This is a genomic window from Thiohalorhabdus denitrificans (assembly GCF_001399755.1).
GTDB classification, from domain to species: domain Bacteria; phylum Pseudomonadota; class Gammaproteobacteria; order Thiohalorhabdales; family Thiohalorhabdaceae; genus Thiohalorhabdus; species Thiohalorhabdus denitrificans.
Map to the genome: position 1 here is coordinate 227204 of NZ_LJCP01000014.1, position 23925 is coordinate 251128.

27 protein-coding genes are annotated in these 23925 nt (G+C 70.7%); 7 read left to right on the forward strand and 20 right to left on the reverse strand.

Features of this window, described 5'->3' with window-relative positions:
* Positions 1 to 18: 18 nt before the first annotated feature.
* Positions 19 to 951 (reverse strand): bile acid:sodium symporter family protein, encoded by a 933-nt coding sequence (locus AN478_RS12800; RefSeq protein WP_399354689.1) that lies wholly within the window; start codon positions 949 to 951, stop codon positions 19 to 21.
* A 2-nt stretch (positions 952 to 953) separates the two neighbouring features.
* Positions 954 to 1835, reverse strand: coding sequence for a PfkB family carbohydrate kinase (locus AN478_RS12805; RefSeq protein WP_054967003.1), 882 nt, complete (start codon positions 1833 to 1835; stop codon positions 954 to 956).
* A 136-nt stretch (positions 1836 to 1971) separates the two neighbouring features.
* Between AN478_RS12805 and AN478_RS12810 the strand changes: the two genes are divergently transcribed.
* Positions 1972 to 4200 carry a CHASE2 domain-containing protein gene (locus AN478_RS12810; protein ID WP_074471172.1) on the forward strand — a complete coding sequence of 743 codons (2229 nt, stop codon included), beginning with the start codon at positions 1972 to 1974 and terminating at the stop codon, positions 4198 to 4200.
* 33 nt (positions 4201 to 4233) lie between these two features.
* On the opposite strand, the gene AN478_RS12815 is transcribed toward AN478_RS12810, so the two are convergent.
* Positions 4234 to 4854 carry a hypothetical protein gene (locus AN478_RS12815; RefSeq protein ID WP_054967005.1) on the reverse strand — a complete coding sequence of 207 codons (621 nt, stop codon included), beginning with the start codon at positions 4852 to 4854 and terminating at the stop codon, positions 4234 to 4236.
* Positions 4855 to 4953: 99 nt separating this feature from the next.
* Here AN478_RS12815 and AN478_RS14015 point away from each other — a divergent pair, with 99 nt between their 5' ends.
* Both AN478_RS14015 and AN478_RS12820 read left to right on the forward strand, forming a co-directional pair.
* A complete protein-coding gene (locus tag AN478_RS14015; protein WP_156344098.1) occupies positions 4954 to 5115 on the forward strand; it encodes a hypothetical protein in 162 nt (53 codons plus the stop codon).
* A 96-nt stretch (positions 5116 to 5211) separates the two neighbouring features.
* Positions 5212 to 5880, forward strand: coding sequence for a class I SAM-dependent methyltransferase (locus AN478_RS12820; RefSeq protein ID WP_054967006.1), 669 nt, complete (start codon positions 5212 to 5214; stop codon positions 5878 to 5880).
* 48 nt (positions 5881 to 5928) lie between these two features.
* On the opposite strand, the gene AN478_RS12825 is transcribed toward AN478_RS12820, so the two are convergent.
* The 4 genes from AN478_RS12825 to AN478_RS12840 all read right to left on the reverse strand — a co-directional run bounded on the left by AN478_RS12825 (position 5929) and on the right by AN478_RS12840 (position 8409).
* Positions 5929 to 6234 (reverse strand): DUF190 domain-containing protein, encoded by a 306-nt coding sequence (locus AN478_RS12825; RefSeq protein WP_054967007.1) that lies wholly within the window; start codon positions 6232 to 6234, stop codon positions 5929 to 5931.
* Positions 6231 to 6605, reverse strand: coding sequence for a fluoride efflux transporter CrcB (crcB, locus tag AN478_RS12830; RefSeq protein ID WP_054967008.1), 375 nt, complete (start codon positions 6603 to 6605; stop codon positions 6231 to 6233). The genes AN478_RS12825 and crcB overlap by 4 nt, the downstream gene beginning before the upstream one ends.
* A gap of 71 nt (positions 6606 to 6676) precedes the next feature.
* Positions 6677 to 7423 (reverse strand): peptidoglycan editing factor PgeF, encoded by a 747-nt coding sequence (gene pgeF / locus AN478_RS12835; RefSeq protein WP_054967009.1) that lies wholly within the window; start codon positions 7421 to 7423, stop codon positions 6677 to 6679.
* Entirely contained in the window at positions 7420 to 8409 is a 990-nt protein-coding gene (locus tag AN478_RS12840; protein ID WP_054967010.1) for an RluA family pseudouridine synthase, read from the reverse strand. The genes pgeF and AN478_RS12840 overlap by 4 nt, the downstream gene beginning before the upstream one ends.
* A 76-nt stretch (positions 8410 to 8485) precedes the next feature.
* On the opposite strand from AN478_RS12840, the gene AN478_RS12845 reads away from it, so the two are divergent.
* The gene (locus tag AN478_RS12845; RefSeq protein WP_054967011.1) at positions 8486 to 9256 is read left to right on the forward strand and encodes an outer membrane protein assembly factor BamD; all 771 of its coding nucleotides are present in this window, start codon (positions 8486 to 8488) and stop codon (positions 9254 to 9256) included.
* Positions 9257 to 9290: 34 nt separating this feature from the next.
* The gene (locus AN478_RS12850) at positions 9291 to 9809 is read left to right on the forward strand and encodes a nitroreductase family protein (RefSeq protein WP_054967012.1); all 519 of its coding nucleotides are present in this window, start codon (positions 9291 to 9293) and stop codon (positions 9807 to 9809) included.
* A 234-nt stretch (positions 9810 to 10043) separates the two neighbouring features.
* Here AN478_RS12850 and AN478_RS12855 read toward each other — a convergent pair whose 3' ends face one another.
* The 7 genes from AN478_RS12855 to icd form a co-directional block, all read right to left on the reverse strand.
* Entirely contained in the window at positions 10044 to 10382 is a 339-nt protein-coding gene (locus tag AN478_RS12855) for a P-II family nitrogen regulator (protein ID WP_054967013.1), read from the reverse strand.
* A 357-nt stretch (positions 10383 to 10739) separates the two neighbouring features.
* A complete protein-coding gene (locus tag AN478_RS12860) occupies positions 10740 to 12434 on the reverse strand; it encodes an NAD+ synthase (RefSeq protein WP_082433096.1) in 1695 nt (564 codons plus the stop codon).
* A gap of 99 nt (positions 12435 to 12533) precedes the next feature.
* A complete protein-coding gene (sucD, locus tag AN478_RS12865) occupies positions 12534 to 13412 on the reverse strand; it encodes a succinate--CoA ligase subunit alpha (RefSeq protein ID WP_054967015.1) in 879 nt (292 codons plus the stop codon).
* Positions 13409 to 14578 carry an ADP-forming succinate--CoA ligase subunit beta gene (sucC, locus tag AN478_RS12870; protein ID WP_054967016.1) on the reverse strand — a complete coding sequence of 390 codons (1170 nt, stop codon included), beginning with the start codon at positions 14576 to 14578 and terminating at the stop codon, positions 13409 to 13411. The genes sucD and sucC overlap by 4 nt, the downstream gene beginning before the upstream one ends.
* A gap of 18 nt (positions 14579 to 14596) precedes the next feature.
* Positions 14597 to 15538: a malate dehydrogenase gene (mdh, locus tag AN478_RS12875; RefSeq protein WP_054967017.1), complete on the reverse strand. Its 942-nt coding sequence runs from the start codon at positions 15536 to 15538 to the stop codon at positions 14597 to 14599.
* A gap of 12 nt (positions 15539 to 15550) precedes the next feature.
* Complete coding sequence (locus AN478_RS12880; RefSeq protein ID WP_054967018.1) at positions 15551 to 16201, reverse strand: hypothetical protein; 651 nt, start codon at positions 16199 to 16201, stop codon at positions 15551 to 15553.
* Between the two features lie 18 nt (positions 16202 to 16219).
* The gene (gene icd, locus AN478_RS12885) at positions 16220 to 17515 is read right to left on the reverse strand and encodes an NADP-dependent isocitrate dehydrogenase (RefSeq protein ID WP_054967019.1); all 1296 of its coding nucleotides are present in this window, start codon (positions 17513 to 17515) and stop codon (positions 16220 to 16222) included.
* Between the two features lie 189 nt (positions 17516 to 17704).
* Here icd and AN478_RS12890 point away from each other — a divergent pair, with 189 nt between their 5' ends.
* Positions 17705 to 18259 carry a hypothetical protein gene (locus tag AN478_RS12890; protein ID WP_054967020.1) on the forward strand — a complete coding sequence of 185 codons (555 nt, stop codon included), beginning with the start codon at positions 17705 to 17707 and terminating at the stop codon, positions 18257 to 18259.
* 56 nt (positions 18260 to 18315) lie between these two features.
* Here the strand turns inward: AN478_RS12890 and AN478_RS12895 are convergent, their stop codons facing one another.
* From AN478_RS12895 to AN478_RS12920, 6 genes are all read right to left on the reverse strand, one after another.
* Positions 18316 to 19815 carry a carboxypeptidase M32 gene (locus AN478_RS12895; protein ID WP_054967021.1) on the reverse strand — a complete coding sequence of 500 codons (1500 nt, stop codon included), beginning with the start codon at positions 19813 to 19815 and terminating at the stop codon, positions 18316 to 18318.
* An 11-nt stretch (positions 19816 to 19826) separates the two neighbouring features.
* Positions 19827 to 20501, reverse strand: a complete 675-nt coding sequence (locus AN478_RS12900) for an LON peptidase substrate-binding domain-containing protein (protein WP_054967123.1) — start codon at positions 20499 to 20501, stop codon at positions 19827 to 19829.
* 78 nt (positions 20502 to 20579) lie between these two features.
* Positions 20580 to 20876 (reverse strand): hypothetical protein, encoded by a 297-nt coding sequence (locus tag AN478_RS12905; RefSeq protein WP_054967022.1) that lies wholly within the window; start codon positions 20874 to 20876, stop codon positions 20580 to 20582.
* A gap of 320 nt (positions 20877 to 21196) precedes the next feature.
* Positions 21197 to 21550, reverse strand: coding sequence for an arsenate reductase (glutaredoxin) (gene arsC, locus AN478_RS12910; RefSeq protein WP_054967023.1), 354 nt, complete (start codon positions 21548 to 21550; stop codon positions 21197 to 21199).
* Positions 21551 to 21624: 74 nt separating this feature from the next.
* Positions 21625 to 22335: a 2,3-diphosphoglycerate-dependent phosphoglycerate mutase gene (gpmA, locus tag AN478_RS12915; RefSeq protein WP_054967024.1), complete on the reverse strand. Its 711-nt coding sequence runs from the start codon at positions 22333 to 22335 to the stop codon at positions 21625 to 21627.
* Positions 22336 to 22419: 84 nt separating this feature from the next.
* Positions 22420 to 22848 carry an MOSC domain-containing protein gene (locus AN478_RS12920; protein ID WP_399354628.1) on the reverse strand — a complete coding sequence of 143 codons (429 nt, stop codon included), beginning with the start codon at positions 22846 to 22848 and terminating at the stop codon, positions 22420 to 22422.
* A 141-nt stretch (positions 22849 to 22989) separates the two neighbouring features.
* On the opposite strand from AN478_RS12920, the gene AN478_RS12925 reads away from it, so the two are divergent.
* Positions 22990 to 23673, forward strand: coding sequence for a zinc metallopeptidase (locus AN478_RS12925; RefSeq protein WP_054967026.1), 684 nt, complete (start codon positions 22990 to 22992; stop codon positions 23671 to 23673).
* Positions 23674 to 23925 lie beyond the last annotated feature (252 nt).

Sequence of the window (23925 nt, forward strand, 5' to 3'; positions counted from 1 at the left end):
CGGTGTGCAGGCCAGCGCCTATCCCGACTCCCCCCCGGGCTCCCCGCCCGTCGCCCTCCGGGACCAGTGGGCGGCCAGGGCGGAGCCCGACAGGTTGTGCCAGACGCTGAACACCGCGCCCGGCAGGGCGGCCGCCGCCGGCAGGTACTTGGCCGCCAGGGCCACCCCCAGCCCGGAGTTCTGCATGCCCACCTCGATGGCCAGGGTCCGGGCCCGGCGGATGTCCAATCCCAGCAGGCGGGCGACGCCGTAGCCGGCGCCCAGCCCGATCAGGTTGTGCAGCGCCACGGCCGCCACCAGGGCCGGGGCCAGATCCGCCAAGCTGCCCCGGTTCAGGGCCACCACGATGGCGATGATGACCACGATGGCCGCCACGGAAACTAGGGGCAAGGCCCGCTTCAGGGGGCGCAGCCGCCCGCCGGCCAGCGTGTTGACTGCCACACCCAGCGCCACCGGCAACAGCACCACCTCCGCAATGGTCACCAGCATGTCGACCACGGGCACGGGCACCGTCCGCCCCACGTAGGCCCAGGTGAGCGCGGGGGTGAGCAGCACCGCCAGCAGGGTGGAGACGGCGGTGAGGGTGATGGAAAGGGCCACGTCGCCCCGGCCGAGGTAGCAGATCACGTTGGAGGCGGTGCCGCCCGGGGCGCTGCCCACCAGCACCAGCCCGGCCACCAGGGCCGGCGGCAGGCCCAGGGCCGTGCCCACCCCGTAGGCGGCGGCGGGCATGACGGCGTACTGCAGGCCCACGCCGAGCCCCACTTGGCCGGGGCGGCGCAGAACGGCGCCGAAATCGGCGGGGGTGAGGGTCATGCCCATGCCGAACATGACCAGCCCCAGAAGCGGCAGGATGGCCGGGGCGGCGGGGGCGAAGACCCCCGGCGCGGCGTAGGCGGCCAGCGCCCCGAGCAGGGCCCAGAGGGGGAAGAGCCCGGTAACGCGGCGCAGGATCACCCTCCGGCCCCCGTCAGGCCGTCCAGCCCCTCCCGCCCGCACTTGCGCCCGGCCAGGCGCGCCGCGGCCTCCAGGGCCTCTGCCAGCGACCGCGCCCGGGCCAGGGCATCGATGAGGCCCGCGTTGAAGGTGTCGCCGGCCCCCACGGTGTCCACCACCCGCGCGGGCGGGAAGGCCGGGGTGCGGTGCAGGCGCCCGGCGTTGTCCACGGCCGCGGCCCCGGCGGATCCCCAGGTGCAGACCTTGATGCCGGGCACCGTGGCCGGATCCAGGCCGCGCAGGAAGCCCTCCGGGTCCGCGTACCCCTGCCCGCGGGCGTAGTCCCCGGAGAACAGCACCACATCCGGGTCGTGGAGGCCGTGCTCCAGACCCTCCCGGGCCTTCTCCACCTCCAGGGAGATGCGCGCCCGGGGACTGTGCCGCCGCACATGACGGATCATGCGCGGGATGTCCCCGGCGTTGGGCCGGGCCTCCAGGTGGACCCAGTCGTAGGGGGCCACGTCCACCGCCTCGAAGTCCGCCGCGCTCAGCTCGGGCAGGTCGCGGTGGTGGACGATGGTGCGGCTGCCGGTGGCCCGGCTCAGGGTGATGTAGCTGGTGGGCGATTTGCCCCCGGCGAGCCGGCGCGCAGGCCCGGTCTGGATCCCCCGCGCCTGCAGGTCGGCCACGATGCGGCGGCCGTCCGGCTCGTCCGCCCATACCCCCGACCAGGCGCACCGGTGGCCGAGCTGCGCCAGCACCGCCAGGGTGTTGGCGGCGTTGCCGCCGAGCCGCACCGCCTGGCGCTCCGCGCGCACCTCGCTGTCCTCGGCGGGATAGGCGGCCACCACGTTGACAATGTCCAGCACCGCCCCGCCCACGGCCAGAATCGCCGCCATCGTTTCCTCCCTTGTCGCCGCCGGTCTCGGGGATGCGGAGTGTAACGTTACCAAAATCAAGGGGCATGCCCGCCCCCCCTACTGGGCGGCCTCCGTCTGTGCCTATACTGGCCCGGCAAACCCGATGGGGGACAGCATGGCCCGGGACACGCGGAAGCCGCCGTACCTTTCCATCCTGCTCGGCCTGTCCCTGGTCGCCCTGTCCCTGTGGGCCCAGCAAACGGAGGCCCCGGAAGTCCGCGAGCTGCGCGACCGGCTGGAGCATGTCGCCTACGACCTGCGCTTCCGCCTGATCCAGCCCTTCGCTCGCCAGGGGGGCGAGCCGGTGGTGATCGTGGCCATCGACGAGCCCTCCGTGGAGGCCGAGGGGAGCTGGCCCTGGCCCCGGGCCAAGCTGGCGGAGCTCGTCGCCCGGCTCTCCGAGGCCGGAGCCATGGTGGTGGGCCTGGACCTTGCCTTCCCCGAGCCGGAGCGCAACCCGGCCCGGGCCGTCGCCCGCGATCTGGAGGCGGCCCCCGGGGTGGATCCCTCGGCCCGGGTCCTCGCCACCCTCTCCGCCGCCGCCCCGGCCCTGGACGGCGACCGCACGCTGGCGGCGGTCCTTGCCGAGGAGGAGGCGGTCCTGGGCTACCGCCTGGCGCCCTCGGGCGCGGGCCTCGGGGAGCTCGGGCCGGCGCTGCCCGTTACCGGCCGCGAGGATCCGGCGGGAACCGCTATCCCCCGCATGGAACACCACCTGGGCAATGCCTCCCCCTTGCAAGAGGCGGCCACCTCCGGCGGCTTCGTCTCCGTCTTCCCCGACAAAGACGGCGTCCTGCGGCGCTACCACCTTCTGTTGGCCCAGGAAGACGCCCTCTACCCCTCCCTGGCGCTGGAGATGGCGCGCCTCTACCTCATGGCGGAGGAGGTGCGGGTGGCCACGGCCCCCGCCGGGGCGGAACGGAGGGTGGACCACCTGAGCATGGCCGGCCTGCGCATCCCCACGGGCCGCGCGGGGGAAGTCCCCGTCCCCTACCGCGGGCTGCGGGGGAGCTTCCCCTACCTCTCCGCCACGGAGGTCCTCTCCGGGGATGTGCCCCCCGAGCGGGTGGAGGGGCGCATGGTGCTCATCGGCGCGACGGCCCCCGGCCCCGCCGAGCCGCAGGCCACGCCCGTGGAGACGGCCTTCCCCCGCGTGGAGGTGCACGCCAACGTCCTGCGCGGGCTCCTGGAAGGGGCCTTCCCCCGCAGCCCGAGCTGGGCCGAGGGGGCCAGCCTCACCTTCATGGTCCTGGCGGGTCTGCTGCTGGCCCTGGCCCTGCCCTTTCTGCGTTTCTGGGCCCGATGGGCCCTCACCGGGGCCCTGGCCCTGGTGCTCGTGGCCGGCAACCTGTTCCTGTGGGCCCAATGGCAATGGACCGTCCCCGTGGCCCTGCCCCTGGCGCTGGTGGTGAGCCTCGGCTTGATCAATGTGGCTCCCGGCCTGGGATCCGCGCTGCCCGCCCTCCTCCGCCTGCGGACTTTGGGGGGGCGACACGACCCGGTTCGGAGGCCGGGAAGCACCCGCAGGCGGGCGGCCGAACACCAGGACCTGACGGTACTGTTCGCCCGTTTCCGGGGGCTCACCCCCCTCTCGGAGACCCTCCCCCCGAGCGAGCTGCAGGAGCTGGTGGACGAGCTTTTCACCCCCATGACCCGCGAGATCCTCGCCCACCACGGCACCTTGGATACGTACCTGGGGGAGCGCATCCTGGCCTTCTGGGGCGCCCCCCTGGAGGATCCCCACCACGCCGGCAACGCCGTCCGGGCCGCCCTGGCCATGCGGGAGGAAGCGCGGCGCCTGGAGTTCCAGCTCCAGAGGAAGGGGCTGCCGGACCTGGAGATCGGCATTGGCCTCCATTCCGGACCCGTGGTGGTGGGCGGCCTCGGCTCGACGCTGCGGCCGGCCTACACGGTGCTCGGCGAGGCGGTCGACCTCGGCGAGCGGCTGGAGGGGCTCAGCGGGCTCTACGGGGCGTCCATCGTGGCCAGCGACGTGGCACGGGAAGGGCTGGAGGGGGAAATCCTGTTCCGCCGCCTGGACCGAATCCGGGTCCCGGGGCGGGAGGACCCGCTGACCATCTTCGAGCCGCTCTGCCCACGCGCGGAGGCGAGCGGCCTCCTGCTGGCGGAGGTGGAGCGCCTGGAGGAGGCCCTGGCAGCCTTCTGGCGGCGGGAATGGGCGGAGGCCGAGGAACGCTTCTCGGAGCTCCTGGGGGCCAGTCCCGAGGAGCCCCTGTACCACCTCTACCTGGACCGCATCCAGGCCATCGACCCCACGGAGATGCCGGCGGACTGGGACGGCGCCTACCGGCCCGCCGCGGGTGAGCATGCCCGCGGCTGTTGACAGCTTCGTAGCCGCGCGCGGTTGGCCGGCGCCTCAGCGCGCGCCGACGATCCGGGTCACCTCGCCGTAGAAGCGCACGGCATCCTCCATCATGGCGCCGGCGATGCCCGCCACATGCTCCGGATCGGGGGCCTCTTCCTCCTCGGCGAGCATGTAGGTGTCCGTGGCGCCGATGGCGAGGATAAAAGGGAAGACCTCCTGGTTGGGGAAGTCCTTCCAGGCCGAGAGGTATTCGGAGGCCATGCCCAGGAAGTCCTCCAGTTCCTCCTCCGGCAGCGCCTCGCCGCGCAGCTCGCCCCACTGCTCCATCACCGCACGCAGGTGCTCGATGCCGGAATCCCCGCTGTTGAGGGTCTCGTCGAGGGCGATAAGGAGGAGGCCGGCGTCCAGGTTGAGGGCGTTGCCCAGCTCCTCGGGCGGCTGGCCCTGGTAGGCGTACAGCTGCCCCTGGGCCATGGCCTCGAGGCGCTGATCGAGGAGCTCGGCGATGGTCTCGGCCTGGTCGGGGTAGAGGGGCTCCACGGGCGCCGCCCCGGGCATGTCCTCCTCGTCGCTCACGCGGGTGCGCACCGGGATCTCCGCCCCGGATTCCGTGCGCTCCCCGTACTGCCCGCGCAGAAGGTCGGCGGCTTTGTGCAGGAACGATGTGTCCATGGGCTCCCTCCCTTGCTAAGGTCGGCTGGATGGCGGCCTTTCCGGCTGCCGGCCGCTTACCAGAATGCACCTTTTGCCCGCCCTGCCAAAGGGGCCGTCATGGCCGAATCCCTGTGGATCGCCCTCCTCGTCCTGGTGGTCCTGGCCGCCGTGCTGGCGCCGGTGGCCACCCTGCGCTACCTGGCCCTCCTGGAGCGCGACAAGGCGGAGCGACGCAAGACCCATCGGGACGACCGGGACGGCGATGGCCCGTCCCCTTGAAACGCCGCCCCAGGAAAGGCCCGGCCCGCGGCTTCCTTCGCCGCGCGGGGAACGGGTAAGGTAGGGCGCTTATGCAAGTTTTCACGGAGAAGCCCAATGTCCAACCGGACCTTCGGACTGGATGAACGAATCTACCAATATCTGCTGGACCACTCCCCCAGCGAGCCGGAGATCCTCGCCCGGCTGCGCGAGGAGACCGCCCGGGACCCCAAGCACAACATGCAGATCGCCCCGGAGCAGGGCCACTTCATGGCCCTGCTCGCCCGCCTGATCGGCGCCCGGCGATACCTGGAGATCGGCGTCTACACCGGCTACAGCGCCCTGGCGGTGGCCCGGGCACTGCCCGAGGACGGCGAGGTGGTGGCCCTCGACAACAGCCCCGAGTGGACCGACGTGGCCCGCCGCTACTGGGCCGAGGCCGGCGTGGACCACAAGACGCACCTGTACCTGGACGAGGCGGATCGCAGCCTGGACACCCTGGTAGCCACCGAGGGGCGCTCGGGCACCTTCGATTACGCCTTCATCGACGCCGACAAGGAGAACTACCCGGTCTATTGGGAATACTGTCTGGAGCTGGTGCGTCCGGGCGGCCTGATCGCGGTGGACAATGTGCTCCGCTATGGCCGGGTGGCCGACCCCGAATGGGACGGCGATCCCACCACCGAGGCCATCCGCCGCTTCAACGACAAGGCCAGGGCCGATGAACGGGTGGACTTCGCCATGCTGCCCGTGGCCGACGGCCTCACCCTGGCCGTGAAGCGGTAGGCACGCCGCCAACCCGGGGGTCACCCACCGCGGCGTCCCCCGGGCCCCTCAGGCATTCACCCGGGCGGGCCACTGCACCACATGTCCCGGGCCGAGCCATCCCTCGATGCCGCCGAGCACCTCTTCCACCCGCTCCGGGGTATCGAAGAACTCCACCACCAGCGGCAGATCGAAGGCGATGTCCACGATGCCCTCGCCGTGGATCTTCCCGGAGCGCCCGAAGCCGGCGGTGCCCCGAAAGACGGTCACCCCCATGACCCGCTCGGTGTCGTGGAGATGGCCCAGCAGGCGGTGGAGGAGCCGGTCGCCCTCGGTGAGGTAGATCCGCACCATGGTGACGTCGGTGTAGGTCATAGCTTGCGCCCCGCGATTACCCCGGCCCACACGGCGAGGAGGCAGAAGGCCAGGTTGGCGGCCACGCTGGCCGCCGCCTTGCTCCGCGCACCGCCCTCCAGGAGGTTCAGGGTCTCCATGGAGAAGCTCGAGAAGGTGGTGAAGGACCCCAGCAGCCCGACCAGCAGGGCGGCCCGCAGCTCGGGGCCGATCCCCGCCCGCTCCAGCAGCACCACGGACAGGAAGCCCATGAGCAGGCTGCCGAGGGTGTTCACCGCCAGGGTGCCGTAGGGGAAGCCGGCGCCCAGCAGGCCGTGGACGCCGGTCACCACCCAGTAGCGCAGCAGGGCGCCCAATGCCCCGCCGGCGGCAATTGCCAGGGTTTGGGCCAAGAGGTGTCCTTTCCTTGGTAGCCGTTGCTCCGGGCTCCGAATCCAGGTCTTAGGAGGGCCGGCTGCCCGGGTCAGGCCTCCTCCAGCCAGACCAGGGTGGCCATGCGGCCCGTCTCGCCGTCGCGGCGATGGCTGAAGAAACGTTCCGCGTCGGAGAAGGTGCAGAAACCGCCCCCGGAGATGCGGTGGGGGCCCACACCGAGGCGCTTGAGCCGCTGGCTGGCGAGGATGTACAGATTGGCGAGCCAGCGGTCGCCGTGGGCGTGGAAGGCGTGCCGGTCCTCCTCCGCCTGGTCCACGAAGGCGGCGCGCACCTCCTCCCCCACCGCGAAGGCCTCCGGACCGATGGCCGGGCCGAGGTAGGCGTGCAGATCCGCGGCGGATCCCAGGGCCCCCACCGCCGCCTCCACCACGCCGCCGGCCAGCCCCCGCCAGCCGGCGTGCGCCACCGCCGCGGCGGTGCCGTCGTCGCGGGCCAGCACCACCGGCAGGCAGTCCGCCGTGAGCACCACGGCGACCGCCTCCGGCTCCGCTACCATCCCGGCGTCCGCCTCGCCGTCCTCGGCCCCCTCCCCCCGGGCCCGGGTGCAGTGGACGCCGTGCACCTGGGTGGTCCAGGCGGGCTCGGCGGGCAGATCCAGCCCCGCCCGCAGGCGCCGGCGGTTCTCGGCCACCGCCGCGGCGTCGTCGCCCACGTGCCGGGCCAGGTTGAAGGTGTCGTACGGCGGCCGGCTGACCCCGCCCCTTCGGGTGGTGACGAAGGTGCGCACGTTGCCGGGCGCGGTCCAGTGGGGCTCGAAACCGGGGACGGTGGTCATGGGGCGGTGGCCTCCAGGATGGTCAGGAGCCGTTGCAGGTCCTCGGGCGGGGGCTCCTCCCAGGTGAGCTCCTGTCCGCTGATGGGGTGGATGAGGGTAAGGCGGCCGGCGTGCAGGGCCTGGCGGCGAAAGGCGGCCACCACGGCCCGTCCTTCCTCGTCCAGACCAGGGGGAAGGCGCGGCTTGCCGCCGTACAGGGGGTCGCCCAGAACCGGATGGCCAATGTGGGCCATGTGCACCCGCACCTGGTGGGTGCGGCCGGTCTCCAGCCGGGCCTCGATGCGGGTGGCGCCCCGATAGCGGCCCTCCACCCGATAGTGGGTGACCGCCCGCTTGCCCCCCTCCACCACGGCGAACTTGGTGCGGTGGCGGGGATGGCGGCCCAGGGGCGCGTCCACCCGGCCGCCGCTGGTGATCTCCCCCTGCACCACGGCCAGGTAGCGCCGGTCCACGGCGTGGGCCTTGAACTGCTTCACCAGGAGCTCCCGGGCCCGGGGGGTGCGGGCCACCACCAGCAGCCCGGAGGTGTCCCGGTCCAGGCGGTGGACGATCCCGGCGCGCTCCACCTCCGCCAGCTCGGGGAAGCGGTACAGCAGGCCGTTCACCAGGGTGTCCTCGTGGTGGCCCGCGGCCGGATGGACCACCCGGCCCGGACCCTTGGCCAGGACGATCAGGTCGTCGTCGCAGTGCCGGATGTCCAGCGGCACCGGACGAGCCAGCCACTGCTCCGTGTCGGGCTCGGGCTCCGGCGGGTCCACGATCACCCACTCGCCACCCACCACCTTGGTCTTGGCGGCGGGACGGCGGCCGTCCAGCTCCACCCGCCCGCTGCCCAGCCATTCCTGGATCTCGGCCCGGGAATGGCCGCCGAACAGGCGGGTGAGGGCCCGGTCCAGGCGCTCCCCGCGCCAGGCCGGGGGGAGCTGGATGCGGTGCGGAGACCGGGCCGGCTGCTCCGGGAATTCAGGGGTATCCACTTTTTCCATGTACCGGATTCTCGTAAACTGACCGCTTCCGCCGCCCTTGGCGGCGCCCTTTCCCACAAGGTCGCACGAGTACGCCATGCGCCGTTTCAAGCGAATCCTGCCCGCCCTCCTCGCCGCAGTGCTGCTCGCCGGCGGCTGCACCATTCTGGAGGTGGCGGAGGACGACACTCCCGAGGAGATCCTGACCAAGGCCCGGGCGGCCATGGAGCAGGGCCTCTACTCCCGGGCCGTGGACAGCTACCAGCGCCTGGAGTCGCTCTATCCCTACAGCCGGCAGGCCCTCCAGGCGCAGATCATGACCGCCTACGCCTACTACCTGAAGGGCGACTCCCTGGCGGCGGTGAACGCGGCGGAGCGCTTCGTCCGCCTGCACCCCAGCAATCCGCACGTGGACTACGCCCTCTACCTCCAGGGCATCGCCGAATACCAGAAGATCGGCAAGGCCGACCGCGACCCGGAGCCCGCCCGCAAGGCCATCGAGGCCTTGACCCAGCTCATCCGGCAGTACCCGGAATCGGAGTACGTGGCCGACGCCCACGCCCGCATCCGCAAGGCCCATGAGGTCCTGGCCGAGCACCACCTGCACGTGGCCCGCTTCTACATGGACCGGGAGGCCTTCCTGGCGGCGGCCAATCGGGCCCGCACCGTTCTGACCGAGCACCCCACCACCCCCACGGTGGAGCCGGCCCTGGGCCTGATGACCCGCGGCTACACGGAGCTGCGCCTGGAGGAGCTGGCCCGGCAGACCCTGGCCATTCTGGCCCATAACTTTCCCGACAGCGACCACCTGCCCGCGGCGCGGGCCATGGTGGCCGACCGCTTCGGCGCCGACGCCGAGGAAAACTGAGCCCTCCGGGGCCAACGAGGAGACGCCCGGCACCATGTGGGACTTCTTCCAGACCGTCCGCCACCGCCACAGTGTCCGCCGCTACCAGAGCGACGTCGCCATCGAGCCCGAGGCCCTGCACGGCGTGCTGGAGATGGCCCTGGCGGGGCCCTCCGCCGGCGACCTCCAGGCCTACCACCTGGTGGTGGTGCGGGACGGCGATCTGCGCGGCCGGCTGGCGGAGCATTCCGGGGAGGGCTTCCTGGCCGAGGCCCCCGTCAACATCGTGGTCTGCGCGGACCCCGAGCACTCCGCCGCCCGCTTCGGGGAGCGGGGCCGCGCGCTGTTCGCCCTCCAGGACGCCACCATCGCCGCCACCTACATCCAGCTGGCGGCCGTGGCCGAGGGGCTGGGCTCGGCCTGGGCGGGCGGTTTCGAGGAGGACGCCCTGCGCGAGCTGCTGCAGCTGGAGGACCACCTCCGGCCGGTGGCGGTGCTGGCCCTCGGCTATCCCGCCGAGATCCCGGAGCCCACGCCGCGCCGGAAGCTCAACGAGCTGGTCACCTACCGGTAAAGTGCCCGGCCGGCCCCCACCACGCAGCCGGTTACAGCCCTTGTAGGAGCGGCGTCCTCGCCGCGACCGGGGTGCCTTCCTTCGATAATCCGCGACGTGGACGTCGCTTCTACGGGGCTCGCTCGTAGGGGCCCACTTTAGTGGGCGATTGCCCATAGCCCTGGAGGGCCACAGGCGGCCCGCCCCCTGAAGCGGCTCCTACAGAAGCCCCCTCCCTCTATACACAGGGACTCCTCAGATCGCCTGCTCGTCCTCCTCGCCCGTGCGGATGCGCACGATCCGCTCCACCGGGCTGACGAAGATCTTGCCGTCACCGATCTTGCCGCTGCGGGCGGACTCCATGATGGCCTCGATGGCCCGCTCCACCATGTCGTCCCCCAGCACCACCTCGATCTTCACCTTGGGCAGGAAGTCCACCACGTACTCCGCCCCGCGGTAGAGCTCGGTATGGCCCTTCTGGCGGCCGAAGCCCTTGACCTCGGTAACCGTCAGTCCGGCGATGCCCATCTCCGAGAGCGCCTCGCGCACATCGTCGAGCTTGAACGGCTTGATGATGGCCTCGATCTTCTTCATCGGTAGTTCCCTTGTTGAAGTATCGAACCGCCAAGAACGCCAAGAGCGCCAAGAACGGCATACGTATCCAGAACCTTAACCCGGAAGCCGCGGTCTAGAACATGCTTTCCAACCGCAATTCGCTCATTTTCTAAGATAATCAGAGGTAAAGTCGCCAAGGCCTCCCGGAGGGATTTTGTGGGAGCGGTCCGAGACCGCGACGCCATTGCCGGGCCGCCGGTCGCGGCTGGTAGCCGTTCCTACAGATGCACCGGCATCCGCCGGGAGAGGCTTTACTTCTCTGTGCCCAGTCATAAGAGGTCTTCTTCTTTTTGGTCTTCTTGGCGTCCTTGGCATCCTTGGCGGTTCCCCCGCTGTTCAGAACCGATACTTGTTCGTGATCGGGTAGCGCCGGTCGGTTCCGAGGCCCCGCGGGCTGATGCGCACCCCGGGCGGCGCCTGGCGCCGCTTGTACTCGTTGTTCTCCACCCGGTTCAGCACCTGGCGCACCAGGGTCTCGTCGTAGCCGCGCGCGGCGATGGTCGCCGGGGAAAGGTCCTCCTCCACGTAGGCGTAGAGGATGTCGTCGAGCACCTCGTAGGGCGGCAGGGTGTCGGAATCCTTCTGGTCGGGGGCCAGCTCGGCGGAGGGCGGGCGCTCGATGATGCGCCAGGGAATCACCTCGCCGTCCCGGTTGATGTGCCGGGCAATCCGGTAGACCAGGGTCTTGGGCACATCCTTGAGGGCCGAGAAACCGCCCACCATGTCCCCGTAGAGGGTGGCGTAGCCCATGGACATCTCGCTCTTGTTGCCCGTGGCGAGCACCATGAGCCCCTTCTCGTTGGAGATGGCCATGAGCAGGATGCCCCGGGAGCGTGCCTGGATGTTCTCGGCAGTGACCCCGTGGGGCTCGGAGGCGAACTCCTGCCGCAGGGTTTCGAAAAAGGACTGATGGATGCCGTCGATGGGCAGCTCGTGCAGGGGGATGCCCAGGTTGGCGGCGAGCTTGCGGGAATCCTGTCCGGACATGTCCGCGGTGTAGCGCGAGGGCATGAACACCGCCTCCACCCGCTCGGGGCCCAGGGCCTCCACCGCCAGGGACAGGGTGAGGGCGGAGTCGATGCCCCCGGACAGGCCCACCACCACCCCGGGGAAGCCGTTCTTGTCCACATAGTCCCGGATGCCCGTGGTCAGGGCCCCGTGGACCCCCTCCTCCAGCCCCTCCGAGGGGAGCACCGCCCGGGCGGCGGGCTGCAGGGCGTGGTCCGTGCGGTTCCACTCGGTGATCCGCAGCCCGGGCTCGAAGGTCGGGGCACGGTCCACCACGTCCCCCCCGGCGTCTACCGCGAAGGAAGCGCCGTCGAACACCAGCTCGTCCTGGCCGCCCACCAGGTTCACGTAGGCGATGGGCACGCCCACCTCCCGGGCGCGGTCCCCGATCTCCCGCTCCCGGCGGTGCAGCTTGGTGTAGTCGTAGGGGGAGGCGTTGAGGTTCACCAGGATGCGGGCCCCGGCCCCGACGGCCTCGGACATGGGGCCGTCCTTCGCCCAGGCGTCCTCGCAGATGGTGACCCCCACCGGCACCCCGGCCACCTCCACCACGCAGGGCGCGGTGCCGGTGTGGAAGTAGCGCTTCTCGTCGAAGACCCCGTAGTTGGGCAGCAGGCGCTTGCGGTAGCGGGCCACCACCGCTCCGTTCCGGACCCAGCTGGCGCTGTTGAACAGCCCCTCGTCCGCCGGCTCGGGATGGCCCACCACCAGGTCCACGTCCTGCACCTGGCCCAGCAGGCGGTCCAGGGCCGCCGCGCAATCCGCCACGAACTGCTGGCGCAGCAGCAGGTCCTGGGGCGGGTAGCCGGTTACGGCGAGCTCGGGGGTCACCACCACGTCCGCCCCCGCCTCCCGGGCCCCCTCCACGGCGCCCAAGATGCGGTTCACGTTCCCCTCCAGATCGCCCACCACGGGGTCGATCTGGGCCAGGGCGATGCGCAGGGGACGGTCGGTCACAGGTGGCTCCAATCGGACGACAAAATCAATTGTAGGAGCGGCGTCCTCGCCGCGACCTGGGAACATCCCCCGTAGGAGCCCGCTTTAGCGGGCGATCCGGTTCCGGCATCCAAGCCGGCTCAAGCACTCGCCCGCTGAAGCGGGCTCCAACGGGTCCCAGCCGGCCTAGGCCGTGCCCTCCAGGGCCTCCTTGGCCCGCTGGCCGATCTCCGCCGGGGAGCGGGCAACGGTGATGCCGGCGGCCTCCATGGCGGCGAACTTCTCCTCGGCCGTGCCCTTGCCGCCGGAGATCACCGCCCCGGCGTGGCCCATGCGCCGGCCCGGCGGGGCGGTCATGCCGGCGATATAGCCCACCACCGGCTTGGTCATGCGATCGCGCACGAACTCGGCGGCCTCCTCCTCGGCGGTGCCGCCGATCTCGCCCACCATGATCACTGCCTCGGTCTGCGGGTCGGCCTCGAACTGGGCCAGCATGTCCACGAAGTCGGAGCCGCTGATGGGATCGCCGCCGATGCCCACGCAGGTGGACTGGCCGAGGCCGAGCTGGGTGGTCTGGTAGACCGCCTCGTAGGTGAGCGTGCCGGACCGGGACACCACCCCCACGCCACCGGGGGTGTGGATGGCCGCGGGCATGATGCCCACCTTGCTCTGCCCGGGGGTAATCACGCCGGGGCAGTTGGGGCCGATCAGGCGCGTGGGGCGGTCCTTGAGGTAGGCCTTCACCCGCATCATGTCGAGCACCGGAATGCCCTCGGTGATGGTTACCACCAGCTCGATGCCGGCGTCCGCCGCCTCCATGACGGCATCAGCGGCCATGGCGGCGGGCACGTACTGCATGGAGACGGACGCTCCCGTATCCCGCACCGCCTGCTCCACGGTGTCGAACACCGGCAGGTCGAGGTGCGTCTGCCCGCCCTTGCCGGGGGTGACGCCGCCCACCATGCGGGTGCCGTACTCCAGGGCCTGCCGGGAGTGGAAGGTGCCCTGCTCCCCCGTGAAGCCCTGGCAGATGACCTTGCTGTCCTTGTCCACCAGGATGCTCATGCCGCGCCCTTTCCGGCGGTCACCGCCTTCTCCGCCGCGTCCGCCAGGGTGGTGGCGGTGATCAGGTCCAGACCGCTGTCCTCCAGCAACTTGCGGCCCTGGTCCACGTTGGTGCCCTCCAACCGCACCACCAGCGGCACGTTGATGGCCACCTCCTGCACGGCGGCGATGATGCCCTCGGCGATCACATCGCAGCGCACGATGCCGCCGAAGATGTTGATGAGGATCGCCTCCACGTTCTCGTCGGAGAGCAGGATCTTGAAGGCCGCCGTTACCCGCTCCACCGAGGTGCCGCCGCCCACGTCCAGGAAGTTGGCCGGCTCGCCGCCGTAGAGCTTGATGATGTCCATGGTGGCCATGGCCAGGCCGGCGCCGTTGACCATGCAGCCGATGTTGCCCTCCAGGGCGATGTAGTTGAGCCCGTGGGCGGTGGCCTCGTGCTCCTTGGGCTCCTCCTCGTTGGGGTCGCGCAGCTCGGTCAGGTCCTTGTGGCGGATCAGGCCGTTGTCGTCGAGGTTGAACTTGGCGTCCAGGGCCAGCAGATCGCCGCCGTCGGTGACCACCAGGGGATTGAGCTCCACCAGCGAGGCGTCCCGCTCCACGAAGGCCCGGTACAGGGCCATGAGAATCTTGGTGAACTGCCGCACCTGGGCCCAGTCCATGCCCAGGCCGAAGCCCAGCTTGCGCGCCTGGAAGGGCTGCAGGCCCACGGCGGGATCCACGGCCACCTTGAGGATCTTCTCGGGGTGGGTGCGGGCCACCTCTTCGATCTCCACCCCGCCCTCGCTGGAGGCCATGAAGACGATGGAATCCACGTGGCGGTCCACCACCGCGCCCACGTAGAACTCCTGGGTGAAGCCGTAGGCCTTCTCCACCAGCAGCCGGCGCACCAGGCGACCCTTGCTCCCCGTCTGCTCGGTGACCAGGGTCTGCTCCAGCAGGCCCTCGGCCCGGTCGCGCACCTCGTCCATGGAATCGGCGAGCTGCACGCCGCCCGCCTTGCCCCGGCCGCCGGCGTGGATCTGGGCCTTCACCGCCCAGCGCTCGCCGCCCAGGTGCTCGGCGGCGTCCACCGCCTCCGCCACGGTGAATGCGGGCCGCCCCGCGGGCACGGGCACGCCGTGCTCCTCCAGGATGGCCTTGGCTTGGTACTCATGGATCAGCATAACCGGGTCGGCCCTTTCCTAGGACTGTCTCGCCGCGCGGGCCTCGGCGATCAGGTTGCGCACCGCCTCCACCGAGGCGTCGAACTGCTCCCGCTCCGCCTGGGTGAGGCGGATCTCCACAACGCGCTCCACGCCGCCGGCGCCGATAATCGCGGGCACGCCGATGTAGAGGTCGGACACGCCGTACTCCCCCTGGAGGTGGGCGGCCACCGGCCGGATGCGGCCCTGGTCGCGGACGATGGACTCCACCATCTCGGTGATGCTCGCGCCCGGCGCGTAGTAGGCGGAGCCGGTCTTGAGCAGCTCCACCACCTCGCCGCCGCCGTGGCGGGTGCGCTCGACGATGGCGTCCAGCCGGTCGGCGGGCAGCAGCTCGGTGATGGGGATGCCGCCCACCGTGGAGCTGCCGCGCACCGGCACCATGCGGTCGCCGTGCCCGCCCAGCACCATGGCGGTGACGTCCTTGCCGGAGACCCCCAGTTCCTCGGCGATGAAGCGGCGCATGCGGGCCGAGTCCAGCACCCCGGCCATGCCCATTACGCGGTGGGCGGGGAAGCCCGTGACCTCCTTCACCGTGCACACCATGGCGTCTAGGGGGTTGGTGACCACGATGACGTAGGCCTCGGGGGCGTGCCGGGCCACCTCACGGGCGATGCCGGCCACGATCTCCACGTTATTGCGCAGGAGCTCGGCGCGGTCCATGCCGGGCTTGCGCGCCAGGCCGGCGGTGATCACCACCACTTCCGAACCAGCGATCTCGGCGTAGTCGTCGGTGCCGGTGACGGCCACGTCGAAGCCGTCCACCGGCCCCGCCTCGGCGATGTCCAGGGCCTTGCCCTGGGCCATGCCGGCGTCGATGTCCAGGAGCACCAGGTTGCCCAGCTCCTTCTTGGCGATCAGGTGGGCGGCGGTGGAGCCCACCTGCCCGGCGCCGATCATGGCGATCTTGGGGAGATGCATCGGCTTGCTCCATTAGCGCGCCGCCCCGACGAGCCGGCGGGCGGAACGGCGGAGCCGCAGGGCGGCGTATAGCAGGGACAGACCCACCAGGCCGAGCTTGACCGCGGCGTAGGCCAGGACCACGCCGGCCCCCAGCCATACCGGGTAATCGAACACCCGATCGTAGGCCCTCATCCATTCGAGCCGCACCAGGAGGCGATCGATCCCGTGGAAGAACCCGAACACCGCTCCCAGCACCGCCTCCACGGGCCCCTCCCCCAGCAGGGCGGCGCCCCCGTCGTAGAGGGTGGGAAAGCGCAGGGACCGCACGGCCACCGCCCAGACCAGGACGGCCGCCACCACCAGGTCCGCGACGGTTCCGAAGCGCCAGGCCAGACCCAGCCGGCGGACCAAGGCAAGGGGGCGGTCCATCCAGCCATGGTGCCCGGAACCGGGGTCGTGCCATAGGGCCCAGGCGCGACGCCCGCCGCGGTAGGCCGCCACCAGGGTCAGGCGCTGTCCCTCCCGGGGGACGGCATCGGGAGCCCGGACCGGCAGGTGGCGGGAGCCGGTGTCCAGCAGGAAGCCCCCCTCCGGGGCGCCCTCACCGGCGCGCACCCAGCCCACCACGCGCCGCAGGCGCAGGCGCCGGCCGAGCACCCGGGTGCCCAGATCCTCCGCCACGCGCGGCCCGGAACGCCGCTACATGTTGTCCACCACCGCCCGGCCGAACTCGGAGGTGGACAGCAGGGTGGCCTCGGGCATCTGCCGCTCGAAGTCGTAGGTGACCGTCTTGTTGGAGATGGCCCCCTCCATGCCCTTGATGATCAGGTCGGCGGCATCGGTCCAGCCGAGGAAGCGCAGCATCATCTCGGCGGACAGGATCAGCGAGCCGGGATTGGCCTTGTCCTGGCCGGCGTGGCTGGGGGCCGTGCCGTGGGTGGCCTCGAACATGGCGTAGTCGTCGGAGAGGTTGCCGCCCGGCGCGATGCCGATGCCCCCCACCTCCGCCGCCAGGGCGTCGGAGATGTAGTCGCCGTTGAGGTTCATGGTGGCGATGACGTCGTACTCCGCCGGCCGCAGCAGGATCTGCTGCAGGAAGTTGTCGGCGATGGCGTCCTTGATCAGGATGCGCCCTTCCTCCTCAGCGGCGTCCCAGGCGGCGTCGGCGGCCTCGGCGCCGTCCCGGTCGCGGATGGCCTCGTACTCCCGCCAGGTGAAGGTGCGGTCGCCGAACTCCTCCTCCGCCACCTCGTAGCCCCACTGTTTGAAGGCGCCCTCGGTGAACTTCATGATGTTGCCCTTGTGCACCAGGGTCACCGACTGGCGGTTGTTGTCCAGGGCGTACTCGATGGCCTTGCGCACCAGACGCTTGGTGCCCTCCTCGGACACGGGCTTGATGCCGATGCCGGAGGTCTCGGGGAAGCGGATGCTCTTGACGCCCATCTCCTCGCGCAGGAACTTGATCAGCTTGCGCGCGTCCGGGGAGCCTGCCGGCCATTCGATGCCGGCGTAGATGTCCTCGGAGTTCTCGCGGAAGATGACCATGTCCACCGTCTCGGGCTTCTTCAGCGGCGAGGGGGTGCCGTTGAAGTAGCGCACCGGGCGCAGGCAGACGTAGAGGTCGAGCTCCTGGCGCAGGGTGACGTTCAGGCTGCGGAAGCCGCCGCCCACCGGGGTGGTCAGGGGGCCTTTGATGGCGACCCGATAGTCGCGGAGGACCTGCAGGGTCTCGTCGGGCAGCCAGGTATTGTTGCCGTAGGTGGCCACCGCCTTCTCACCGGCGAAGATCTCCATCCAGCGGATCTGCCGCTGGCCGCCGTAGGCCCGCTCCACGGCCCCGTCCACCACCTGGCGCATGGCCGGCGTGATGTCCGCGCCGATGCCGTCGCCCTCGATGTAGGGCAGGATGGGCGTGTCGGGGATGTGCCACTGCCCGTCCCCGCCCCGGGTAATGGGTTCGCCGTCTTCCGGTACCTGGATCTTGTCGTACGCCATCGAGCCTCGCACCCCGTCTGCTTTCACCATGACCCGCCGCCCCGGCGTGGGCTACACCGGGGCGGCGGCTGTATTCGCGCGGCAATCAGGGGGAAAAGGCTAACTCGAACTGGCGACGGGCGCAATTTGCGCCGGGCTCGCCGGGGCCGGCGCGGTGTAGAATAATCGGTTTTCGCCAAAGGAGACGCCATGGCTTCCCTGCCCGAACGCGATGAGCAGATCGTCCACGCCCACGCGGGCCTGATCCACCGCGTTGTCCTGGCCAGCCACGACCGCGGCCAGGTGCCGGATCTGGAAGAGGTGCTGGACCAGGCCGAGAACAACGGCTGGGTCCAGCTCGTGGTGGCCGTCCGTCGCATCCTCGCCGGCGCCCGCGGCGAGGACCTCATGCACGGCCTCGATGACGAGGACCGGGTGGTGGTGGACGCCATCCTGCGGGGCATCCAGGACCCCTCCACCCTGCCCGACCCGCAGGCGGGCGCGGATCCCGCCATGGCCGCGAGCGGCCTGGCTTCCATCATCCACGCCGCGGGCACGGGCCAGAGCGAGGCTTTGCAGTGGGCGGCGCAGATGGCCGAGCAGATGTACCAGGCCGGCGGCGACATGACCCGCCTCTCCGCCATCATCCGCCCCATGATCAACGGCGAACGGGACCGCGGCCGGCTCACCCGCGGCATGGGGGAGCAGGGCCGCCAGCTGGTGGACGGCATCCTGGAGGAGCTGGCCAAGCTCGAAGAGCAGTAGGAGCGGCCGAGGCCCCATTGCCCGGTAGGAGCGACGGCCTCCTCCGCCCCGAGTGCCTACAACGCTTCCCGCAGGTACCGGCCCTCCAGATGTGTTCGGAAGGCCTCGACACCCAGCGGCTTGCCCGTAGCCTCCCGGAGCAGCCCCTCGAACTCCGGGAGGCTTCCCCGGAGCCAGACCCGCTGCTCCAGCCAATTCCGCAACGGCCCCGGCTCACCCTCGGCCAACTGCTCATCCAGTCCGGGCAGGTCAGTCCGCAAGGCTTCCATGAGCTGCGCCGCAATCAAGGCGCCTAGGGTATAGCAGGGGAAATAGCCGAATAGCCCCGCCGCCCAGTGCGGATCCTGCATTACACCGTTGCGGTGATCGCCCTGGGGACGCACCCCGAGTCGCTCCTGCATGCCGGCCTCCCAGGCCTCGGGCAGATCGGACACCGCCAGCTCCCTGCCGATGAGGGCCTGTTCCAGCTCGTGGCGCAGGCGGATATGGAGGGGGTAGGTGCCCTCGTCGGCATCGACCCGGATCAGACCTGGCTCCACGCGGGTCAGGCGCCGGTACAGGGCCGGCCCCGCCCATGCCGGGCGCTCTTCCGCCCCGGGAAAGGCCTCGTCGAGCCAGCCAGCCACGAGGCCGAGGAAGCCAGGGTGCAGACCCACCTGCTTCTCCATGAACAGGCTCTGGCCCTCGTGGACCGCCATGCCCCGCGCCCGGCCCGCCGGCTGCCGGCGCCACGCCGCGGGCAGGTGCTGCTCGTAGAGGGCGTGACCGGCCTCGTGGACCGCCGCCAGCAGGCCGGGAGCAAAATCCCGCTCCTCGTAGCGGGTAGTGATGCGCACATCGCCCGGCGCGCCGCCCGTGAAAGGATGGGCCGCCGTATCCAGCCGGCCATGCTGGAAATCGTAGCCGAGCAGCTCGGCGGCCTTACGGGCCAGCCGCTCCTGGGCGGCCTGCGGGAAGGGGCCGCCGGCTGCCGGCGCCTCTTCCCCGCCCCCGGCCGTCCGCGCCCGCGCCACCAAATCCGGCAGGAAGCTGTCCACCTCCCTCAGAAGCGCCTCCGCCCGTTCGGCGGTCAGGCCCGGCTGGAAGCCGGCTAGCAGGGCGCCGTAGGGGGTGCTTTCCTCTGCTTCAGCCAGGGCGGCGGCCTGCTCCTGCACCCGGGCCACCACCTCCTCCAGGTACGGCCGGAAGGCGGCCCAGTCGCCCGCCGGACGACAGGCCTCCCAGGCCGATTCACTCCGGGCGGCAGCATCCGCCAGGGCGCCGGTCTGCTCCTCCGATACCGCCGCCGCCCTGCGGTGGAGCCGCTTCATCTCCCGAAGGTTGGCCGCCTGATCCGGCTCCAGGGAGGCGGGCTCCACGGCGGCCAGCCACGCGGCTACGCGCGGGTCGGCGAGCCGCGCCCGCCGCCACCGGGCCACTGCCGCCTGGGCCCGGGCGCGCTCCTCCGCCGCGCCGGCCGGCATTACCACCCGCCGGTCCCAGTCGAGGACGCCGTGAATATGATCCAGTGCGGCCAGTTCCTCGAAATGTCCTGCAAGGCCCAAGTAGGCGTCCACGACCGTATCCCCTACTGCAAGGGTGTGTCGGAATCGTCCTCCCCACCCCGCGCGCGGTCCATCTCCAGCAGGGTGAGCAGCAGCTGCGCCCGCTGGTTGAGGGTCTCCGCCAGGAGCAGCCCCTGCTTCTCCCGGGCGCCCATGGGCAGCATCACCGCCAGGGTGTTGACCAGGGCCTCGGCCCCCGCGTCCTCCAGGGTCTCCCAGTCCACCTCCAGGGATTTCCGCTCCAGGTAGGTCTCCAGGGCGCCGAACAGGCGCCGCCGGTCCAGATCCGGCTCCGGCGCGGCCTCCAGGTCCCCGGCATAGTGGGCCCAGTCGGGGTGTACCTGCCGGAAAGGCGTGCCCACCTCCGCCTCCTCCGACACGGCGAAGCGGCACACCCCGGCCAGGGTGATGAGGTAGCGCCCGTCCTCGGTCTCGTTGAAGGCGGTGAGGCGACCCAGGCAGCCCACCCGCGACAGGTCGGGATTGGTGGCTTCTTCCTCCGCCCCGGTGACGGCGGGCTGGATCATGCCGATCACCCGGTCCCCGGCGAGGGCGGCGTCCACCATGGCCAGGTAGCGGGGCTCGAAGACGTTGAGGGGGAGCCGCACGCCGGGCAGCAGGATCACGCCGGTCAGGGGAAAGACCGGGACCACCTCCGGCAGGGCGTCGACGTTGGGGTAGGAGCCCCGAGTGCTCATGGTCATCCTCGCTGGGGGGAGGCGGGCCCGGAACGGTCCGTTCCCGCCCCCGGTCCGGGATCCGGGCAGGCCGGGCGGCTAGCCACGCTCGCCCAGCAGGGCGGCGGCGATCTCCTCCCATTCCCGGTCCAGGGATTCGCCGGCCATGGTCCGGGCCGCCCGGCTGTACCAGTACTGGGCGTTACCCAGGTCGCCCTCCTTGCGGTGCAGGTAGGCGTGGACCCAGGCCCCGTCGCGGTTGGGTTCGGCCTGGGCCAGCCGATGGGCGCCCTCCCAATCCCCCTGGGCCTCCCACCAGAGGGCCTGCAAGGGACGCCCCACCTCTTCCGGGGGGCCATCGTCCGCCAGGGTGGCCTTGAAGCCTTCGAGATCCATGCTTCCTCCCTGCGAATTCCTTATCCTGAACAGTGCACCTTGAGCACCCGCGGTCCCTATCCGCTCGGGGAACTGCTTTTGTTGCATTAAATCTGAATCTTTAGAGGGAGAACCACACCCGCACCCCGGGCCCAGGCGGCCCGGAGCCCCGCCACCGCACCGGGGAGGAGCCAGCCATGATGCATTTCGAGGACCGCCAAATGGTCAAGAACCTGGCCGCCGTCCTGGGCGGCCTCATCGGAATCGCCATCGCCCTGATCATCATCGCCAACCTCATCGGCTGACGCCCCTTCCGGGCACCGGTTCCGGGCACCGGGCCGCTAGAGAATCGACCGGACGCTTTCGGGCGGGCGGCCGATGGCCGCGCGCTCCCCGTGGACCACGATGGGCCGCTCGATGAGCTTGGGGTTCTCGGTGAGGATCCGGAGCCATTCCTCGCGGGAGCGGTCGTCCTGCTTGGACAGCCCGAGCTCCTTGAAGAGCTTCTCCTGGGTGCGGGTGATCTCCAGGGGCTCCTTCCCCAGCATGGCGCAGATCCGGTCCAGCTCCTCCGCCGGGGGCGGGGTCTTCTGGTAGTCGACCACCACCGGCTCCACGCCCTCCTCCCCGAGCAGCTCCAGGGTCTGGCGGCTCTTGGTGCAGCGGGAGTTGTGGTAGATGGTTATGTCCGTCATGTCACCTCCCTGGCCAATCTCCGGTGTCCGGAACTATAGCATCCCGGACCGGACCGCCGAACGGCCCCAACCCCTCAAACCGCCTCCTCGCCCTCCGGACGCAGGTAGAAACGGCGCCGGATGGCCCCGTCCTCGGCAAGCTCATAGACCCGCGGCACGGCCAGAGGGATATTAAGGTGCGGGATGTCCTCGTCGGAGATGCCCTCCAGGTACTTCACCAGCCCGCGCAGGCTGTTGCCGTGGGCGGCCACCAGCACGTCGTCGCCGGCCAGCAGGCGCGGCCGGATCCGCTCCCGCCAGCAGGGCAGCACCCGGTGGACGGTATCGGCCAGGGATTCGGAGGCGGGGATCTGCCCGACATCGAGGTGTGCGTACTTGGCCTCGAAGCGGGCATGGCGGGGATCGTCGGGCTCCAGCAAGGGGGGCCGCACGGCGTAGGAGCGCCGCCACTGGTGGAGCTGCTCGGCCCCGTAGAGCTGCTCGAAGGCCGCCTTGTTCTCCCCCTGCAGGGCCCCGTAGTGGCGCTCGTTGAGGCGCCAGTCCTTCAAATCCGGTATCCACATGCGGTCCATGTGGTCCTGGACCAGCCAGAGGGTGCGGATGGCCCGCCGCAGGTAAGAGGTAAAGGCGAGGTCGAAGGTGTAGCCGCCGCCGTGCAGCCGGCGGCCGGCTTCCCGGGATTGCTGCACCCCTTTCTCGGAGAGATCCACATCCGTCCAGCCGGTAAACCGATTCTCCAGGTTCCACTGGCTCTCGCCGTGGCGGATCAGGGCGAGGTAGGGCATATCGGCAACGCTCCATGGAGGGTGGTACTTTCCCACTCTCCCCCATTGCTCCAGGGCTTGCCAGGCCCCCTCAGTGCTAAGCGCTCACCCCTCCACTTTCACCACATCCCCGGGGCCGATCTCCCCGGGTTGCAGCACCCCCAGACACACCCCGCTGTGGCCGCGCAGGGCCCGGGCCATCCCCGGCTCGGTGAGCTGCTCCAGGTGGCCGCAGGGAGGACGGGCGCCCTGAAGCGCGAACAGGGCCGTGCCGATCCGCAGCCGCCCCGCCTCCAGATCACGCCCGCGCAGGCCGCGTACCACCAGATTGCGGCGGTGCTCACCGAGCCCCAGGGAGAGCCCCGTGCGACGCTGGATACGCTCCAGGTCCTCGGCGCGGATCAGGGTAACCGGGCAGGCATCGGTGGCCCGCCAATACCCCTGCCCCGTGGCGTAGCGGTCCCCCGCCAGGCCGGAGCCCCCCACCTCGACCTTGTCCACCCGGTGCATGGGCGCCCCGGCCTGCGGCGCCACATGGATTTCCTCCAGAACCGCGGGACCACCCCTCCTCAGAATACGCCTGAGGCCGTGGGGCCCCTTGCTCACCGCTGGCAACCCTCTTCGCCTGCGGATGTCCTATAATTTGGGGTTTCAACCATCGCGTAGAGCGCTTCCATGCATTTTCTCCTCGCCGCGGTCGTCCTGCTGACCCTGCTTCTCGGCCCCCAGTTCTGGGTCCGGAGCGTGATGGCCCGTTACGGCGAGGAACGGCCCGATTACCCCGGCACCGGCGGGGAGTTGGCGGCGCACCTGCGGGACCGGCTGGACCTACGCGGCGTACAGGTGGAGGTAACGGAGAAAGGCGACCACTACGACCCCGAGCGCAAGGTGGTGGCCCTCCTGCCCAATCACTACCACGGCCGTTCCCTGACCGCCGTGGCGGTGGCCGCCCACGAGATCGGCCACGCCCTGCAGGACCAGGCCGGCTACCGGCCCCTGCATTTGCGCAGCCGGCTGGTGCGCATCGCCCAGGGGCTGCAGCGCACCGGCACCGTGGTGATGATGGCTGCCCCCCTCCTGCTGATCGCCAGCCGCTCTCCTTCGGGCCTGATCCTGCCCCTGCTTGCAGGGGTGGTCAGCATCGGTGCCGCGGCGCTGGTGCACCTGGTCACCCTGCCCGTGGAGTTGGACGCCAGCTTCAAGCGCGCACTGCCCGTCCTCGAGCAGGGCGGCTACCTTCCCGAGGCCGACCACCGGCCGGCCCGGCGCATCCTGTCGGCGGCGGCCCTCACCTACGTGGCCGCCTCCCTGTCCGGCATGCTCAATCTCTGGTACTGGCTGCGGATGCTGCGGCGGTAAGGAAGGGAAGAGGCTGATGAAACGAAGGGTGCCTCAGAACCGGATCCCGGCATACCCCAGAAACCCCCGGTAGGAGTTATCCAACTGGCCGCGCCAGTCTGGATCATCCACCCGGCCATTCAGGGTAAAGCGGTTGGTCCCCAGGCCGAAGTGCACGTGCTGCAAAGGCGCCATTCCACCGCCAGACGCAGATCATTCAATGCACCCCGCATCAAGGGGATTTCCCTTACCTTGTCAGTCGTCGCCTTCTCC

Coding starts and splice junctions, on each gene's coding strand:
- gpmA (WP_054967024.1), bottom strand. CDS start 22,335: ATGCCCTACCTCGCCCTGATCCGCCACGGCGAGAGCCAGTGGAACCTG.
- AN478_RS12925 (WP_054967026.1), top strand. CDS start 22,990: ATGCATTTTCTCCTCGCCGCGGTCGTCCTGCTGACCCTGCTTCTCGGC.
- icd (WP_054967019.1), bottom strand. CDS start 17,515: ATGGCGTACGACAAGATCCAGGTACCGGAAGACGGCGAACCCATTACC.
- AN478_RS14015 (WP_156344098.1), top strand. CDS start 4,954: ATGGCCGAATCCCTGTGGATCGCCCTCCTCGTCCTGGTGGTCCTGGCC.
- AN478_RS12890 (WP_054967020.1), top strand. CDS start 17,705: ATGGCTTCCCTGCCCGAACGCGATGAGCAGATCGTCCACGCCCACGCG.
- AN478_RS12840 (WP_054967010.1), bottom strand. CDS start 8,409: ATGGAAAAAGTGGATACCCCTGAATTCCCGGAGCAGCCGGCCCGGTCT.
- AN478_RS12860 (WP_082433096.1), bottom strand. CDS start 12,434: ATGTTCCCAGGTCGCGGCGAGGACGCCGCTCCTACAATTGATTTTGTC.
- AN478_RS12810 (WP_074471172.1), top strand. CDS start 1,972: ATGGCCCGGGACACGCGGAAGCCGCCGTACCTTTCCATCCTGCTCGGC.
- mdh (WP_054967017.1), bottom strand. CDS start 15,538: ATGCATCTCCCCAAGATCGCCATGATCGGCGCCGGGCAGGTGGGCTCC.
- sucC (WP_054967016.1), bottom strand. CDS start 14,578: ATGCTGATCCATGAGTACCAAGCCAAGGCCATCCTGGAGGAGCACGGC.
- AN478_RS12900 (WP_054967123.1), bottom strand. CDS start 20,501: ATGAGCACTCGGGGCTCCTACCCCAACGTCGACGCCCTGCCGGAGGTG.
- arsC (WP_054967023.1), bottom strand. CDS start 21,550: ATGACGGACATAACCATCTACCACAACTCCCGCTGCACCAAGAGCCGC.
- AN478_RS12820 (WP_054967006.1), top strand. CDS start 5,212: ATGTCCAACCGGACCTTCGGACTGGATGAACGAATCTACCAATATCTG.
- AN478_RS12855 (WP_054967013.1), bottom strand. CDS start 10,382: ATGAAGAAGATCGAGGCCATCATCAAGCCGTTCAAGCTCGACGATGTG.
- AN478_RS12905 (WP_054967022.1), bottom strand. CDS start 20,876: ATGGATCTCGAAGGCTTCAAGGCCACCCTGGCGGACGATGGCCCCCCG.
- AN478_RS12845 (WP_054967011.1), top strand. CDS start 8,486: ATGCGCCGTTTCAAGCGAATCCTGCCCGCCCTCCTCGCCGCAGTGCTG.
- AN478_RS12825 (WP_054967007.1), bottom strand. CDS start 6,234: ATGACCTACACCGACGTCACCATGGTGCGGATCTACCTCACCGAGGGC.
- AN478_RS12850 (WP_054967012.1), top strand. CDS start 9,291: ATGTGGGACTTCTTCCAGACCGTCCGCCACCGCCACAGTGTCCGCCGC.
- pgeF (WP_054967009.1), bottom strand. CDS start 7,423: ATGACCACCGTCCCCGGTTTCGAGCCCCACTGGACCGCGCCCGGCAAC.
- AN478_RS12805 (WP_054967003.1), bottom strand. CDS start 1,835: ATGGCGGCGATTCTGGCCGTGGGCGGGGCGGTGCTGGACATTGTCAAC.
- AN478_RS12815 (WP_054967005.1), bottom strand. CDS start 4,854: ATGGACACATCGTTCCTGCACAAAGCCGCCGACCTTCTGCGCGGGCAG.
- sucD (WP_054967015.1), bottom strand. CDS start 13,412: ATGAGCATCCTGGTGGACAAGGACAGCAAGGTCATCTGCCAGGGCTTC.